Source organism: Leptospira kemamanensis (genome assembly GCF_004769665.1).
In the GTDB taxonomy this organism is placed as follows: domain Bacteria; phylum Spirochaetota; class Leptospiria; order Leptospirales; family Leptospiraceae; genus Leptospira_A; species Leptospira_A kemamanensis.
The window spans coordinates 20496-35682 of record NZ_RQGG01000046.1 but is presented as its reverse complement, the minus strand read 5'-3'; the positions used below and the strand labels follow the sequence as shown (position 1 = coordinate 35682).

At 40.1% G+C, this 15187-nt stretch carries 16 protein-coding genes; 5 read left to right on the top strand and 11 right to left on the bottom strand.

Translation table 11 applies throughout. The annotated features are described in order from the left end of the window. Positions 1 to 17 precede the first annotated feature (17 nt). Complete coding sequence (locus EHQ59_RS15960; RefSeq protein ID WP_135620753.1) at positions 18 to 542, bottom strand: hypothetical protein; 525 nt, start codon at positions 540 to 542, stop codon at positions 18 to 20. Position 543: 1 nt separating this feature from the next. Further along, entirely contained in the window at positions 544 to 1857 is a 1314-nt protein-coding gene (locus EHQ59_RS15955; protein WP_135620751.1) for a porin, read from the bottom strand. 145 nt (positions 1858 to 2002) lie between these two features. On the opposite strand from EHQ59_RS15955, the gene gmd reads away from it, so the two are divergent. Next, positions 2003 to 3019 (top strand): GDP-mannose 4,6-dehydratase, encoded by a 1017-nt coding sequence (gmd, locus tag EHQ59_RS15950; RefSeq protein WP_135620749.1) that lies wholly within the window; start codon positions 2003 to 2005, stop codon positions 3017 to 3019. Between the two features lie 102 nt (positions 3020 to 3121). On the opposite strand, the gene EHQ59_RS15945 is transcribed toward gmd, so the two are convergent. The 7 genes from EHQ59_RS15945 to EHQ59_RS15915 form a co-directional block, all read right to left on the bottom strand. Further along, a complete protein-coding gene (locus EHQ59_RS15945; RefSeq protein WP_135620747.1) occupies positions 3122 to 4471 on the bottom strand; it encodes an adenylate/guanylate cyclase domain-containing protein in 1350 nt (449 codons plus the stop codon). Positions 4472 to 4652: 181 nt separating this feature from the next. Then, a complete protein-coding gene (locus tag EHQ59_RS15940; RefSeq protein WP_135620745.1) occupies positions 4653 to 4958 on the bottom strand; it encodes an STAS domain-containing protein in 306 nt (101 codons plus the stop codon). A 48-nt stretch (positions 4959 to 5006) separates the two neighbouring features. Then, positions 5007 to 6218: a Crp/Fnr family transcriptional regulator gene (locus tag EHQ59_RS15935; protein ID WP_135620743.1), complete on the bottom strand. Its 1212-nt coding sequence runs from the start codon at positions 6216 to 6218 to the stop codon at positions 5007 to 5009. Positions 6219 to 6296: 78 nt separating this feature from the next. After that, positions 6297 to 6824: a tetratricopeptide repeat protein gene (locus EHQ59_RS15930; RefSeq protein ID WP_135620742.1), complete on the bottom strand. Its 528-nt coding sequence runs from the start codon at positions 6822 to 6824 to the stop codon at positions 6297 to 6299. Then, positions 6824 to 7960, bottom strand: coding sequence for a vWA domain-containing protein (locus EHQ59_RS15925; RefSeq protein ID WP_135620740.1), 1137 nt, complete (start codon positions 7958 to 7960; stop codon positions 6824 to 6826). The genes EHQ59_RS15930 and EHQ59_RS15925 overlap by 1 nt, the downstream gene beginning before the upstream one ends. A 53-nt stretch (positions 7961 to 8013) precedes the next feature. Then, complete coding sequence (locus tag EHQ59_RS15920) at positions 8014 to 8640, bottom strand: NUDIX hydrolase (protein ID WP_135620738.1); 627 nt, start codon at positions 8638 to 8640, stop codon at positions 8014 to 8016. Further along, complete coding sequence (locus EHQ59_RS15915; RefSeq protein ID WP_135620735.1) at positions 8640 to 9860, bottom strand: ribonuclease D; 1221 nt, start codon at positions 9858 to 9860, stop codon at positions 8640 to 8642. Before EHQ59_RS15915 ends, EHQ59_RS15920 begins: the two co-directional genes overlap by 1 nt. A gap of 41 nt (positions 9861 to 9901) precedes the next feature. Between EHQ59_RS15915 and purF the strand changes: the two genes are divergently transcribed. The 4 genes from purF to EHQ59_RS15895 are packed head-to-tail and all read left to right on the top strand — an operon-like array spanning position 9902 to position 13914. Continuing rightward, positions 9902 to 11329, top strand: coding sequence for an amidophosphoribosyltransferase (gene purF / locus EHQ59_RS15910; RefSeq protein ID WP_135620733.1), 1428 nt, complete (start codon positions 9902 to 9904; stop codon positions 11327 to 11329). Next, complete coding sequence (gene queD, locus EHQ59_RS15905) at positions 11329 to 11703, top strand: 6-carboxytetrahydropterin synthase QueD (RefSeq protein WP_012387208.1); 375 nt, start codon at positions 11329 to 11331, stop codon at positions 11701 to 11703. Before purF ends, queD begins: the two co-directional genes overlap by 1 nt. Next, the gene (gene queC, locus EHQ59_RS15900) at positions 11704 to 12450 is read left to right on the top strand and encodes a 7-cyano-7-deazaguanine synthase QueC (protein WP_135620731.1); all 747 of its coding nucleotides are present in this window, start codon (positions 11704 to 11706) and stop codon (positions 12448 to 12450) included. A gap of 57 nt (positions 12451 to 12507) precedes the next feature. After that, entirely contained in the window at positions 12508 to 13914 is a 1407-nt protein-coding gene (locus EHQ59_RS15895; protein WP_135620729.1) for an SBBP repeat-containing protein, read from the top strand. A 69-nt stretch (positions 13915 to 13983) separates the two neighbouring features. On the opposite strand, the gene EHQ59_RS15890 is transcribed toward EHQ59_RS15895, so the two are convergent. Beyond that, on the bottom strand, positions 13984 to 14631 hold the full coding sequence (locus EHQ59_RS15890; RefSeq protein ID WP_135620727.1) for an NAD(P)-dependent oxidoreductase: 648 nt from the start codon (positions 14629 to 14631) through the stop codon (positions 13984 to 13986). A 67-nt stretch (positions 14632 to 14698) separates the two neighbouring features. Further along, positions 14699 to 15148 (bottom strand): Rrf2 family transcriptional regulator, encoded by a 450-nt coding sequence (locus EHQ59_RS15885; RefSeq protein WP_135620725.1) that lies wholly within the window; start codon positions 15146 to 15148, stop codon positions 14699 to 14701. Between the last annotated feature and the right edge of the window lie 39 nt (positions 15149 to 15187).

The window sequence follows — 15187 nt, the reverse complement described above, 5'->3', positions numbered from 1 at the left end:
GCATTCAGTCGTAATAATTAGTTCTTTTGTGCTTTGTCGATACAGAGATATCCATTCGTGAGAATGGTATCGAGAGAAGTGGTTCTATCTGTGGGATTAAAATAGGTTTCTGTAAAAATAGAACCTGAGGCAATGTTCTGACAATCGGTCATGGCAAACTCTTTGGTATCATTGGGTTTGGCATACACAATGGTATTCACCTTGGTTGTATCTCCATTGGGTTGGTACCGGCAAACACCGACTAGATTCTGAGTCGAACATTTGGCACTGGATTTGGTATAACCTGGAGCACAGGTGAGTTCTTCTTTGGCCACTGCATAGGATTCAATACAAGAAGGACTATAATTGGAAGAACCCGTACACGATCCTAATAATTGGAAACTTCCACTAAAACCTGTTCGACCAGCATTCAAACTGGCAAGATACATTGTTTGTAAACATTGGTTTTGGGTTTCTTTGATTTTATCTTCCCGTTGCGCTTGGCATTGGAAGAGAAAGATCGTGAATACGAATAAGGATGAAATAAATAAGAAACGTTTCATTTTAATAAAATACCTGTATTTGAGTTCGAACTACATGATCCCCTTCTGCAGCCGTTGGGGTTCCGGTATAATAAAAATAGTCTGTTTGCCATTTGAGGTTGTGTTCGGCAAAATAATAAGACAAAGCACCACCCACTTCACGAGAATATTTCATTGTAGGATCTGTTTCCCCTAATGGCCGAAACTCACCAAATCGAAATACGAGTTCATATTGGTTTGTGAAGAGATACCCGAGTTGCACAAAATGCCCTTGTCCACTTCTCGAATATTCTCTCGATAAGGCAGAACTTACCGTTCTTTCCACATAAGCTGTGTTTGCTCTTCGCCATAACCATTCATACTGGAAGGAAAACCCCATCCATTTGAAATAAATATCTCCTGCAGCATGGCTATAATTGAATTTGGCAAAACTATATTCCGTACCATGTGTACTAAGAGAACGATCCGAATTTTTGTTATAAGCACCAGAGACTCCAAACGAAATTTTTGGTTCTTTGTATCTGGCAAAGTCAACTTCCGACAACCAATCATTGTCTGATCCCGATTTTGACATTCCACCGAAGGGTGAAAAAATGAAACGGGCAACCGTTAAGACTCCGGGAGTTTGTCTTTCCACTCGGTTACGACCTTGTCCACCAAACACACCTAGGTAATAAGCAAACATACGTTTGTTGCCTAAAAAATCTTCTGAAAATAAATAGGCTCCAACATCCCGGTCTAAGTTAAATTCAGAGTTAACAGAGGAACGATCCACTGTTTGTAAGGCGCTCGATGAATTCCAACGTTGCCTACTGAAAGGAACTTTCATTTGTCCAAAAGCCACTTTCACATCACGGTATTGGTTGTAGATGATATTGGCATCTCGAAGGGTGTTTCGCCTTTGGCTTTCCATATCCCGTTCTGCAAATCCCAATTGTAAATTCACAAGCCAAGTATCGTTAAAAAGACCCCCTTTTAGTTGTAACCGAGTTCGTCTTACGAGGAAGTTGGTTGTGTCTTGGGAAGGGTCGAGTTGGAAACTTTGGTTCCCTTGTATTTGGGATCGGAACCGGAGTTGGATATTGTGTTTGCCATCGTTCGAGGTCGCTTTGATCCCCTTGCCGAGACCAGTTTCCCAATTGGATTGGTTTTCTGTTTTTTGTGTGATACTAGTCGCTTGCGGCACACTCGGTGTTTCTTTTTTTTCTTCCGAAGCGTTGGGAACAGGCTCCGACGTCACTCCTGGTTTTTCTTGGGAAAATAGAGGAAAACTTAGGAAAAGAAAGGCAAATGCCAATATCTGGGTCGTGAGTAGGGATGGTTTTTGGCGTAACATCTTCGTAACAATTGTAATATTTGTCAAAATGGGGAGGAAACCCGAAAAGGCAAAAGGAATTCGATAGGAATTCTCGGTTTATTCCCCTACCTTCTACATTTTTCCTTTTCATTCGAAAGAATTTTGAAAAACTGTTCTCTGATCTATGAAAAAAGCACTCATCACAGGAATCACAGGCCAAGATGGTTCCTATCTAGCAGAACTCCTTCTCCAAAAAGGATACGAAGTCCATGGGATCGTTCGTAGAACGAGTTTATTCAATCGCAATCGAATTGAACACCTCCATGGAAACCCAAAGCTCTTTTTACATTATGGGGATCTCACGGATTCTTCCAATTTAAACCGAATTTTAGAAAAAATCCAACCATCCGAGATTTACAACCTTGCGGCTCAGTCCCATGTTCAGGTTTCCTTTGAAGTTCCTGAGTATACGGCTGAAGTAGATGCTGTGGGAACCCTTCGCATTTTGGATGCCATCAAACAAACAGGCATTAACTCAAGGTTCTACCAAGCCTCCACATCTGAATTGTATGGCCTTGTCCAAGAAGTTCCTCAAACAGAAAAAACGCCATTTTACCCTCGTTCTCCTTATGCGGTAGCAAAACTGTATGCGTATTGGGCCGTTGTGAATTACAGAGAAGCGTACAATTTGCACGCATCCAATGGAATTTTATTCAATCATGAATCTCCAAGACGTGGGGAAACCTTTGTGACTCGTAAAATCACACTTGGTGTTTCTGCTGTCAAAGCTGGAAAACTTCCTTTTATCACAATGGGAAACATTGATTCAAAACGTGACTGGGGTTATGCGCCAGACTACGTAGAAATGATGTGGATGATGTTACAAAAAGACACTCCAGATGACTATGTAGTTGCTACAAACGAAACTCATACCGTTCGCGAATTCATTGAAGAATCCTATAAAATTGCTGGTTACGAAGTAGTTTGGGAAGGAAAAGAAGACAATGAAATTGGTAAGGACAAAAAAACAGGCCAAGTCCTTGTCAAAATTGATCCCAAGTACTACCGACCAACAGAAGTAGAACTCCTCATTGGAAACCCAGAAAAAGCAAAACGTCAGTTAGGTTGGGAACCAAAGGTGAAATTCAAAGAACTCGTTAAAATTATGATGGAAGCAGATTTAAAAGCCCAAGGTTTTTAAGCGAGTTCATAAAATACAAATCAAGAAGCAATAGGATTTCAAAAATCCTTTTGCTTCCAGTAAATTCTATTCAATTGAATCGAAAAAACAAAACAAATTCAATTATTCACCATCATTCAATTCACTAAGAAGTTGATAACGAGTCATAAACTCTTGGTTCGGAATTTTAGAATGTCCTTCCCGTTGCAATTCAGGCAGTAGTCCTTCTACAATATACATTTTGATTTTCCCTTTGTGTTTGGCTTGCTCCTCTCCTCTATATTCACATTGGAAAAAATCTTTTACAAGATCATAAGTGTTGGAGGAAATATTGATTTTCCCTGTTTCCCCTGAAGATTCACAGCGACTGGCAGTGTTCACCGTGTCACTCCAGACATCGTAAGCAAACTTTTTATCACCAATCACTCCTGCTATCAATTCACCTGAATGGATCCCAAGCCTTAGTTGCCAATAAGGCAATCCTTGTCCTTCTTTGATCTCCTTCATTTGGTTCATAAAGGCTTGGATTTCAAGAGCGGCGAGCACGGAATCAACTGCATGTGTTTGGTTGGATTTGGGAATGCCTCCAACAAACATATAACTATCACCAATCGTTTTCAATTTTTCTAAATTGTGTCGTTCCATAAGGCTATCAAAGTAGGAAAAACACCGGTCCAATTCTTCCACAAGTTCTGTGGGTGTCATTGTCTCCGCAATTTTAGTAAATCCTTCAAAGTCTGTAAAACAAACGGTTGCCGATGGGAAATGTTTTGGTTTACTCACTCCATTTTGTTTTAATTCTCTCGCAACTTCGATTGGTAAAATATTTAATAATAAACTTTCTGACTTTTGGTGTTCTGCATTGAGTTTGTCCTCTGCTCGATTCACAGCTTTGACAAATTGATGGATGAGGATGATGAAAAATATAACCACAAGTATGAGCGGGGGCATTAAATAGTCAGCTGGAACTACCCATTTTGGTGGGCCGTACAATCCTTCCCTTCCCATCACTCGGTAATACAATTGGGAACCCAAAAATAAAACTGAAGATAAACTAACAAAGAACCAACGAAGGATCATATTTTTTCTTGTTAACATCAGAAAAGGTATGATTGAAAATAGCAAAAATCCAAGGGGAGCAGGGTCATCAGCTTGGAAATAGGTGAGTGAAGCAATATGAAGATTACTCGCTAGTAGAGTAAAAAATGCACTTACTGCATAACTTCCTTTATATAATAAATAACGAGAATATCCCAAAGGAAGAATCAGCAACACATAGGATACTAACGATGTGAAATGTGTTTCTTCAGGCTCCGTAAAAAAGATTACAGGTAAAAGAATTGTAGGAAGCATAAACATGATGAATTGAAAGCTTGCATTCACTCGCAATGCTCGCGCAGTTTCATCACTTAATCCTTTTGTTAAATGTTGAAGTTGTATCCGATTGAGAAGTTTTTGAATCCGTTTGGACATAAGGGAAAATCAGAAACCAAAGGTTTGGAAAATCAAATCAATTTGTGATGTGAGAGGTGTAATCGATGGAGGGAAGCAAAGTGGATCCCCTTAGGAGTTCCAAACGATACACGTATGTTTGGAAAACCGCGAGGGGTTTTAGCGAATTGGTGTTAGTTTCTCTAGGAAACGGTAACTTGGTTTAGATTCCAAAAAATTGATCTAACATCAATTTCTTCAAGGTTTCTTTTAGTTTATCTTGTATGTTGACGATTTTGACGGTCATTTTCTTTTCATCTGCTTTGTTTTTAAACGAAAGCAAACGGGAAATACCGAGAGAACTGACAATCACCACTTTTTCTAAATCCAAATAGATCTCTTGGACATTTTTTTCCAAAATCTCAGCGAGGATCTCACGTAGTTCGGGCGCGTTTCCATCTAGGATTTGGTCCATAAAACGAACGCGGATCGTGTTACCTTTTTCTTCAACTAGTATCTTATCACTCATATTTCTTTGGCCTCTAACATTAGTCAGGAGAAAAAAGTTGGCAAGTAGTTATTTCAACTTCTTGAGCTTATTCTCCATATTAGCCTTCTTATGGTAGAATTGGACGAGTTTTTCTAACTCTGCCATGTCCGAACAAACAATTTTTCCCATGTCCATTCGAATAAATTTATTATTTTTCATGATATCGGAAATGATGAGTTCGTCTTTTGGATCGGTGAGACCAACCATTTTGAGTAAGTCTTTGGTTCCAATTTCAAAATTGTAAGCTTGTTTTGGGGCGACTTTGATTCTGTTTTTCTCAGCCAAGGTCATCAGCGTATCCACGATACGACCTTGTGGGTCTTTCAGCAGTAAGTTTGCTAATTGTTTGTAAGCAATCCAAATCCGTTCAGATAATAAAGTGATGAGACGAGTGGCAAGTTGTGGTTGGGCTTTCACCATACCTTCGAAGTTTGCTTTGTTGATGGCAAGAAGTTCCACATCTCCCGCTGCTACGGCAGAAGCAGAACGAGGTTTGTTGTCTAAGATGGCCATCTCCCCAAAAATGTCTCCTGCTTGGAGCACAGCGAGCATCACTTCGTTTTGGTTTACGATTTTAGAAATTTTTACCTTTCCACTTTGTAAAATGAAGAGTTCCTTACCAGGTTCGTGTTCACAAAAGATCATTTCATTGTCTTTGTAATTTCGGTTGAACTTGGTGTAATCAATTGGTGCTGATTGGAATGGTTGGTTAATCGTTTGTAAACGCAGTTTTGCCTGCGGCACAAATTGACCATTCGGAAGGTGTTTTAAATAACTTTGATACGCAAAGGTTGCATGCGATGTATTTTGTTGTTGGAAGTAATACTCACCAATCTTAAAAAGTTCGTTTGGATCTTCTTCTACTGCATTTCGAAAGGATAAACGTGTGATGGTGGTATCAAACTGTCGTAACTTCATCGAGAAGAAACGAATGATATTCATCGCAACTGCAGTTGATTTTTGGATGAGCGTACCAAATTGGTCGTAACTCACTGAGATGAGGGATACATTGGTAAGGGAAGTTGCCGATTCAATTTGTGGGTGTTGGCTCATTGCAGCTACCACACCAAAAAAGTCTCCCGGTCCTAAGACTTGGTTCGGGTCTTCTCCGACAACAGCTGTCTCACGAGTGACACGTACCTTCCCCTCACGGATGATATAGAAATTATTCGCATCCTTTTTCCCCTCTACAATGATGTAGGAGTTCGCTGGGAAAGTAACCATTTGAAAAAACGACATTCTTAAATCTCTGAACCCTTTTTGCTCAACGTGCCTAGTTTATTATCGGAGATCCCTAGGGCAATATTTTCGTAAAAATTACTTATTTTTACTCTCTCCCAAAATTTCCATCTGAGTCAGTTCTAATTCTGCTTCTTGTGCAATTTTGCTCGAATACGTATTTTTGATAATGTCCTGAAAAATCTGATAAGCTTTGTCTTCTCGGCCCATTCGCACATAGGCTTTTCCTGAAATTAAATATGATTCAAGGCCTTCTTCTGTGTTGGGAAATTCTTTGTAAATTTTCAGTTCATTTTCCGCGAGAGCTAAAATGTCACCCGTCATGCGGTAATTGGCACTCAAGGTTTTTCGAACTTCTCTTGTTTTTGGGTGCCCAGGGTAGAGGATGAGAAAACTTTTACAAGTTTCCACTGATTGGTAATGATTTCGGTCTTCTAAAAATTCTTTTGCCTTTTGGAAGAGAAGTTCCCCTTGTTTGTCTCTTTCCTTGGCGAAAACGATTTGGGTCGATCCGAGGGCAGAGAGGGAAAAAAAGGATCCAAATCCCAAAAAGGCAAGGGCCAAGATCCCAACCAAACCAGAACTAAATTTAGAATTCTGTCTCATTACCTATCACTTCGGTCGATATTGGATTTCTCGTGAATGGGTTTTTCTTCAGATAAGGCAATAATTTTAGGAACTCCTGTCATATCCCAAAGTTCCACCGAGGTCTTCATTCGTTTTCCAGGAGGAAGGGGAATGACAAAACGACCTTTCCCTTCTTTTCCCTCTTTCCAATCAATCTTTTGGGTCACCAAATCTCCCATTCGGCGTTCGCGAAGAGGAGGAATGGGAAAACTACGTCGTTTTTCTTCTGTTGGATACAGATAAAATTGGATCATATATTCTGTTGGAAGGGTCGCCGAATATTCATAATTTACGATATACCCATTTTCTTGTCCGTCATCATAGGGTAAGATATTGACGATTTGGATTTTACCAGTGTTTGGAGTGTTTGTGATTGGGAGCGAATTTGGGAGAGTAAGAGTTGTTTGGGGAAGATGAGTGATTTTCGTTTGGATCTCATCCTGAATTTGCAAATGGGAAAAGATCTTTTGGAAGGACTTGTCGTAGTCTCCCGGTGCTTTTAAGGGAAAATAATTTCCATCACCTAGGATGGAAAGACGTTTTAAATCTTCTTCTCCTCTCGGATCAATGTCAATGCCGAGGATCTGCAGGCGAAATTTTTTGCCTGACTGACGCCAATTGTACAAGACTGACTTCGGATCTCCTTCACAACTTTCCACTCCATCCGAGATAAAAATAATTTCAGTTTCCACTTGGTCATTGAGTAGGTACTCGCCTACCACTTGTAAGGTTTGGGCGATGGGTGTGGAACCTGCGGGAACAATGGTTGTCAGTTTTTGACTCACAACGGATGCTCCCCCTCTTTGGATGGGATGATACAATCTTGCCGATTGGCAACCAGCGATGCGGTTTCCATAGGCCACAAGGCCCACACTGGCATCTTTTGGGAGACCACCAAGTACATGGATGAGTTTTTCTTTGGCAACGGCCATTCGTGTTTTCCCATCCCATTTTTCCGACATGGAACCACTGGCATCTAATATGAAAACATAGCGTTTGTTAGATGAATTTTGCGAATGGATCGTTTGGAAGTTGGAAAACAATAGTGAAGATATGAAAAGGAATACGAAATAAAATACAATTCCCCTTCGGAAATTGAGATCGCATTTCTTCATTGACCGTTCCGGTTTTCGCACTTGTACTACATCGGCGAAAAAGGGAATTCCCCTTAGAGGGATTTGGGATCTAAAAATGGGGGTTTGGTTAGGTTTGGTTTCACAATTTGTGGTGTGCGATCAAAGGAAGAATGTTCTTTTAGGAAACGAAGGATCATTTCACAGGTGGCTCCCCACAACAGTCCATCTGGCAAATCAAAATAATAGGCAAAATGTTTTGGTTCCCTGTTTGGAATTTCAATGGCATAAAATGGTTTTGTCCAGAGCTCATGGAATGGCAAAAGGATGATTCGTTCTACCTCGTCTTCATTTTTGGAAAAGGTAAAATCCCCGGTGTATTTGGCTAAAAACGGAGTGATATGAAATCCCGTGCGAGTGTGTAATCCTTCTAATTTTCCTAACACATCGAGAGAATTCCGGTGCACACCCATTTCCTCTTCCCATTCGCGGAGAGCTGTGACGAGGAGATTTGGGTCCGAAGTTTCCATCACACCACCAGGAAAAGAAATTTGGCCTGGGTGTGATTTTAGGTGTTTGGCACGTTCTGTGAGGATGATGCCTTCTGCGGTTGCGTGGGAACCAAACAAAGGAAAGATGACACCGGATTTGGTTTCCGATGTATCTGGGATGTAGTCAAAGTCCTTTGAAAGTTTTTCTACAAAGGACTCGTAAGGTAACATCAGCCTTCGTCTTTCGAGTTTTGGTTTTGTTTTTTCCTACGTTTGGCAACAAATGCTTCTTTGGAACGAATCGCCACCAAACGGTTGATCATCGAATCAAATGGAAGTCCTTGGATGGCAGCAAGTAAACTTGGACCATAGTTTTGCACTTTCCATTCAGAAAACACATTAAGCGCTTTTAACTCTTCTAAATTTTTAGGAGCAGCTTTTAGAATTGTGATGAGTTGTTTGTTGGAAGGAAGTAGGGAATGTTCCATTCGTCTAGCGCGCATAATGCGAAGACGCCATTTTTTAGCATTTTCGAATTTATGATTTTCTTCTTCGTTTAAGTCTTCGCCGTGACGTTTCGAAAGTTCAGAAGTATCAATGGGATCATTGTATTCAGAAGTCAAAAGTTTGAAAATTTCGGTTCCATCTTTTTTTCCAAACCATTCCACACATTTTTCTTCGTTTGGATGTCCTTTCACTGCCTGAGACAATCTGTCATTATTAAACACACGAAAACTTGCTTTATTGATTCGTTTTGCTTTTTCATCTCGGTAACGAAGGAGTTCTAAAATTTTCCTGCGTTCGAGTGGTGTGAAGTTGAGGATGTCTGGAAATTTTCCCAGTGAAAATCCTTCTCCTTCTTTTGCTACGTAATCTTCGGAAGCGATGAATTCAAATTCTGACTTGGCTTCGTCATAAAGAGATCTGCGTTTCAGTTCCTCTTCCATTTTCAACCAAATGGATTCCAAGTATGCTGTGTCGAGCGCTGCATATTTGAGTTGTTGTTTTTGGAGAGGACGGATTTCCCAATTGGACTTTTGTTCCACTTTGGAAAGTGTCACTTTGTGGTAGTGTTCCACGACAAAAGATAACGAACTTTGTTCTAAAGACAATAATCGAGAGCTGATCATTGTATCCGCTGTGTTCACAAATTTGAACCCAAAGTCTCTTTTGAGGGCTTTGATGTCATCTTGTGCGGAATGGAAGATTTTCAGAATATTGGGATCTTCAAACAAAGGACCCAAAGCTGACAAATTTGTGATCTTGAGTGGGTCAATTAAGTAGTTTTTGCCATTGGAATTGATCTGAATGAGACAAACTTTGGGGTAATATGTGTAATAACCCGAGGACTCTGTGTCAATCGACAGAATTTTGGACTGTCTTAGATTGATCAGGGCCAAATCCAAAGCTTTTGCTGTATCGACGAGAATATAGTTGGAATTGATTTGCATCTAATTGGGATTTTGGAAATACTGCAATTGTCATTCTAACAATGATTCTCCAATCTGACAAACCAAAAGAAGAATGTGCCATATTCGGCATCTACAATAGCAAGGAAGCTGCTAATTTTACCTACCTAGGTTTGTACTCGATGCAACACCGTGGCCAGGAGTCCAGTGGGATCGTCTCAACCGATGGTTCACACTTATACCGGTATGCCAATATGGGTCTTGTGGCAAATATCTTCACTCAACCGAAGATCAAAGAGCTCATTGGGGATTCGGCCATTGGCCACAACCGGTATTCCACAACGGGAGCGAGTTTTCTTAGAAATGCTCAGCCGATCCGAGTGGAATCTCACTTAGGTCCTGTGGCTCTAGCCCATAATGGAAACCTAGTGAACTCGTGGGACATCCGAAATAAACTCGAACGCGACGGATCCATCTTCCAAACCACTATCGATTCTGAAGTCATTGTCCACTTAATGGCGAAAAGCCATAAATCAGACCTACTCGAAGCTCTCTGTGAATCTCTCGCCCAGGTGCGAGGGGCCTATTCTTTGTTAGTCTTAACCCCAAGATACCTCATTGCTGTTCGGGATCCGAATGGATTTCGTCCACTGGTGATGGGGAAACGTTCTGATGGAGCGATTGTGTTCGCATCGGAAACCTGTGCCTTCGACATTACCGAAACCGAATATGTAAGGGATGTAGAACCAGGGGAGATGGTTGTGATTGACCACACAGGAATGCGCTCTCTCTATCCATTCCCAAAAGCAAAACCTAGCCTTTGTATTTTTGAATATATCTACTTTGCAAGACCTGATTCGTATATCTTTGAAGAGTCGGTTTATAAAGTAAGAAAGTCTCTTGGTCGCCAGCTTGCACGTGTTATGCCGGTGGTAGCCGACGTGATCATCCCTGTTCCCGATTCCGCAAACATTGCGGCTCTTGGATACAGTGAAGAGTCAGGCATTCCTTACCAAAGTGGACTTGTTCGTTCTCATTACATTGGCCGTACCTTCATTGAACCAGACCAAAAGATCCGAGACTTCGGTGCCAAAATCAAATACAATGTGGTAAAAGAAGTGGTGAATGAAAAACGTGTTGTCATCATTGACGACTCGGTGATGCGAGGGACAACTAGCCGTAAGATCATCAAAATGATCCGTAATGCTGGTGCCAAAGAAATCCATTTCCGTGTTTCTGCTCCACCAACTGTTGCCCCTTGTTATTATGGAATTGATATTCCAACTCACAAAGAACTCATTGCGTCCACACATACGATTGAAGAAATTCAAAAGTACCTTCGTGTAGATTCCCTTGCTTATTTAACATTGGATACAATGCACAAGGCAGTGGAAGGTCATAAAGGTGGTGGTTTTTGTGATGCTTGTTTTACATCCAATTACCCAGTCGAATTCCAAGACCACGCGGGAAACCAAAAGTCACTATTTTCGGAATACGCAACGGAAGAGTGATGGAAGAGATCGAACTTTCCAAAACCTTTGGTTTTGAAGCTGCCCATTTTTTACCGAATGTTCCCGAAGGCCATAAATGCAAACGGATGCACGGGCATAGTTTTCGTTTTGCTGTGTATCTCAAAGGGGAAATCGATCCTCATACGGGTTGGATCATGGACTTTGGGGAACTAAAATCCATCGTAAAACCGATCTTAGACGAACATTTGGACCATTATGTTTTAAATGATGTGCCTGGCCTCGAAAATCCCACTAGTGAAAACATTGCGGTTTGGCTATGGAACCAACTGAAACCAAAACTGCCTCTGCTCGATAAAATCACATTGTACGAAACTTGTACGAGTTCCTGTGTGTATCGAGGGCCAAAAAAATAAATGGTCTCCGATAAGGATTCCTCACAAAAACTCAAATCGGAAAAAAAAGGTGCCGTTGTACTTCTGTCAGGTGGACTCGATTCAACCACTTGTCTTTATGTGGCAGCTAAAGAATTTGGTTATCCCAAAAACAAAAAATTACCAATACTCGCTTTATCTTTCGATTATTCTCAAAAACATAAAATCGAACTGATCAAAAGTAAAAAAATCGCAAAAACTCTCGGAATCAAACATGTGATCCAAAAATTGGATCCTGGATTCTTTTTGGGAAGTTCCCTTACCGAAAAAAAAATCAAGGTGAGAAAGAACGCCAAATCCTTGTTTAGTGGGATCGAAGAAGAAATTCCGAATACCTATGTTCCTGGCCGTAATATATTATTTTTATCTTTTGCTCTGTCACTCGCGGAAGGTCATGGGTATGATTCCATTTATATTGGGGTCAATGCTTTGGATTATTCCGGATATCCCGATTGCCGGCCAGAATTTATCGAATCCTTTCAAAAGATGGCAAACCTTGGCACCAAAAAAGGGGTAAGTGGAGAGGGTGATTCCATCCAAATTAGAACACCCCTCCTCCATCTCGGAAAAAAAGAAATCATTGAGCTGGGAATGGAAGTGGAGGCACCACTCCACCTAACACATTCTTGTTATGATCCTGTGAAAGGAAAAGCTTGTGGAAAATGTGATTCTTGTATCTTAAGAGCCAAAGGTTTTGCCGAATTAGAAATGACAGATCCCTCTCTTTGATGATTTTATACAAATTGTCAATTGATTCCGTCGTTAATTCTTAAACACTATATGCGAATGCGATCATTTCTACTTCTTATCATTTTGATTGTATCCCAATGCAAACCTTTGTCGTTTAACAATCCTTCGGATGGAAACACAAAAGCTTTTTTAGAAACACAATTACTTCGTTGTTTTTTGGAAGATAAAGAATGTTTCGAAATTCCACAAGACAACCAAGGAAACAAACAATGGACAAGGTTACTTGGCCAGACAGGGTTCGATACCTATTCACTATCCAATGCTGCTGAAAGAAATGGATTTATTTATCAACTTGGTACAACAACAGGATCTTTATTGAATCAGCCAAAAATATCACCTACTACTGATAATTATGTCGATATTTTTGTATCCCAATTTGATCGAGAAGGAAATGTTCATCGGTTGAAACAGATGGGCAGTTCCGTTGTTTCGTCAACATATGCTGAACTGATTCATATCGATGCTTTTGGAGATCTTTGTATCGTTGGAAGTTCCAATGGCCCTTTCAATGAACTTCCAGCAAGTGGTGGAGGTAGTCTTGTGATTAAAATGCATCCTTCCGGAATTGTATTTTGGACAAGAATTTTTCCGACGGGTGATGAAACATTAGGGTCAGGTATCACATCCGATAATGAAGGAAACGTTTATATTACAGGTAACACCGAAACTCAAGTAGTTAACGGTGAAACAGCAGGTAATACTCGCAATGTGATCATTTTTAAATATAGCAGGAATGGTGATTTAATTTGGACGAGGTTGATTGGCCAAGTAGGTTTTACAGCATATGGGCACCAAATTCAATTTGATCCGGTTTCTAATCATCTATTCGTAACAGGGATTGTGGGGGGTTCCGGTTCCTTTTTAGGTACAACATTACCAGGAGGAGTATCTGATTCCTTTTTATTTTCTTTAGACACAAATGGTGTAATCAAATGGTCGCGGTATTTGGGATTAACAAGTGCAACGACTACAATCGTGGGAATGTCTTTGGATAAAAAAGGTTCTGTTTATCTGGTAGGAGATACTAGCGGGAATTTAGATGGCCAATCTAAAGATGGAAATACGGTTCAAGCTTTAACAAAATTTAGCGTATCAGGTGAGAAAATTTGGACACGATTGTTGAATGGTGGCGGAACTTCAAACACCAATGGAATTCAAGTTTATGCAGACAATGCTTTCCATGTTTATACTACGGGTTATACGACTGGTAATCTAAATGGTAACACACTCATAGGTGTGCAAGATGCCTATCTTTCCAAATATGATGGAAACGGAAATTTGATTTGGACCAAAACTACAGGGAATAGTGGATCGACTCTTTATGGAAGAGGGATATCAGCGGATCGATATGGAACAATTTATTATTCTGGTTTTACCAATGGAAGTATCGATGGTCAGGTCAAACAAGGGGCAATCGATTCTTTTTTAATGAAGTATCAATAAGAGCTAACAAAATACATTGTGTAACCTCGAAGTCTTCGGATATACACAATGTATTTCTTATCAATCGAACTAATATCCGACTGTAAATCTTTGTTTTACATGTTTTCTTTCTTCTAGTTCATCCACAAAAGCTTTTACTAAATCGGCCAGTGAAATATGACTATGCCCGTTGGTATCAACAAGAAGAGATTCTTTGGAAACACGATAGTTACCAGTTTTTGAACCTTCTGGTTCGATGATGGCAGAAGGAGAAAGGAAGGTCCAATCTAATTCCTTCTCTGATCGTAAGTGGTTTAATATCTGCCTTGCACCGTCTGCACCGGCAAAATACTCTTTTGGAAATTCTGGGGTGTCAATCAGTTGCACTCCAGGTTGTACTTCCAAAGAACCGGCTCCACCCATAACAATGATCCTTTTCACACCAGCCTTTTTGGTAGCATTGAGAATAGATAAAGATCCATTGATCATGTTCTCTCGGATATTTGGATCTGTCCAACCAGGGTTATAGGAATCTAATACAGCATCAGATCCGGAAATGATATTGGATAAACCATCAGTATCAAAAATATCCCCTTGGATTTTTGTTAAGTTTGGGTTTTCCAGTTTCAATTTAGAAGGGTCTCGTAAAACAGCGGTCACTTGATACCCCTTGTTTAAAGTTTCTTCTAGAGTTTTACTTCCGATAAACCCCGTTGCTCCAATTAATGTAATTTTCATTTTTTACTCCTATGTTGTTTTGTTGTAACTTACATTATTACATCTTATGTTAAAAAAATTTTAGTTCCTATGCTTGTTTTTTATATAAACCATTTTTTTTAGACTCTGTTCTTGTTCGAATTTCGGAACTAACGTCTGCTAAATTATACTTTGAAAGTTTAGTTTCCATGGCTTTTTGTGCCTCATCTAAAATTCCCGTCAGGGCAGATTGGATATTTTTTCCAATCGGACACTTAGGATTGGGATGTTCATGCAAAAGAAATAAGGCATCTTCTTTTTCTGTAGCCTTGTAGATATCTAGTAAGTTAATTTCCCTGGCAGGTTTAGACAAGGAAGAACCTTTGATACCCTGACGTACATTGATGATACCTGCTTTTTTTAATTTCCCGAGTAACAAACGAATGATAGCAGGGTTAGTGCCCACCGACCCCGCAATTTCCTCGGATGAAACTTCTCCATCCATTTCCAAAATGGTTAGGATATGAATGGCAACGGAATATCTACTCGGGATCGACATAGTGGCTACTTGTAACCATAAATGTTACACCTTGTTTTT

Coding starts and splice junctions, on each gene's coding strand:
- EHQ59_RS15915 (WP_135620735.1), bottom strand. CDS start 9,860: ATGCAAATCAATTCCAACTATATTCTCGTCGATACAGCAAAAGCTTTG.
- EHQ59_RS15920 (WP_135620738.1), bottom strand. CDS start 8,640: ATGTTACCTTACGAGTCCTTTGTAGAAAAACTTTCAAAGGACTTTGAC.
- queC (WP_135620731.1), top strand. CDS start 11,704: ATGGTCTCCGATAAGGATTCCTCACAAAAACTCAAATCGGAAAAAAAA.
- EHQ59_RS15930 (WP_135620742.1), bottom strand. CDS start 6,824: ATGAGACAGAATTCTAAATTTAGTTCTGGTTTGGTTGGGATCTTGGCC.
- purF (WP_135620733.1), top strand. CDS start 9,902: ATGATTCTCCAATCTGACAAACCAAAAGAAGAATGTGCCATATTCGGC.
- EHQ59_RS15960 (WP_135620753.1), bottom strand. CDS start 542: ATGAAACGTTTCTTATTTATTTCATCCTTATTCGTATTCACGATCTTT.
- EHQ59_RS15940 (WP_135620745.1), bottom strand. CDS start 4,958: ATGAGTGATAAGATACTAGTTGAAGAAAAAGGTAACACGATCCGCGTT.
- gmd (WP_135620749.1), top strand. CDS start 2,003: ATGAAAAAAGCACTCATCACAGGAATCACAGGCCAAGATGGTTCCTAT.
- EHQ59_RS15935 (WP_135620743.1), bottom strand. CDS start 6,218: ATGTCGTTTTTTCAAATGGTTACTTTCCCAGCGAACTCCTACATCATT.
- EHQ59_RS15955 (WP_135620751.1), bottom strand. CDS start 1,857: ATGTTACGCCAAAAACCATCCCTACTCACGACCCAGATATTGGCATTT.
- EHQ59_RS15895 (WP_135620729.1), top strand. CDS start 12,508: ATGCGATCATTTCTACTTCTTATCATTTTGATTGTATCCCAATGCAAA.
- EHQ59_RS15890 (WP_135620727.1), bottom strand. CDS start 14,631: ATGAAAATTACATTAATTGGAGCAACGGGGTTTATCGGAAGTAAAACT.
- EHQ59_RS15945 (WP_135620747.1), bottom strand. CDS start 4,471: ATGTCCAAACGGATTCAAAAACTTCTCAATCGGATACAACTTCAACAT.
- EHQ59_RS15925 (WP_135620740.1), bottom strand. CDS start 7,960: ATGAAGAAATGCGATCTCAATTTCCGAAGGGGAATTGTATTTTATTTC.
- queD (WP_012387208.1), top strand. CDS start 11,329: ATGGAAGAGATCGAACTTTCCAAAACCTTTGGTTTTGAAGCTGCCCAT.
- EHQ59_RS15885 (WP_135620725.1), bottom strand. CDS start 15,148: ATGTCGATCCCGAGTAGATATTCCGTTGCCATTCATATCCTAACCATT.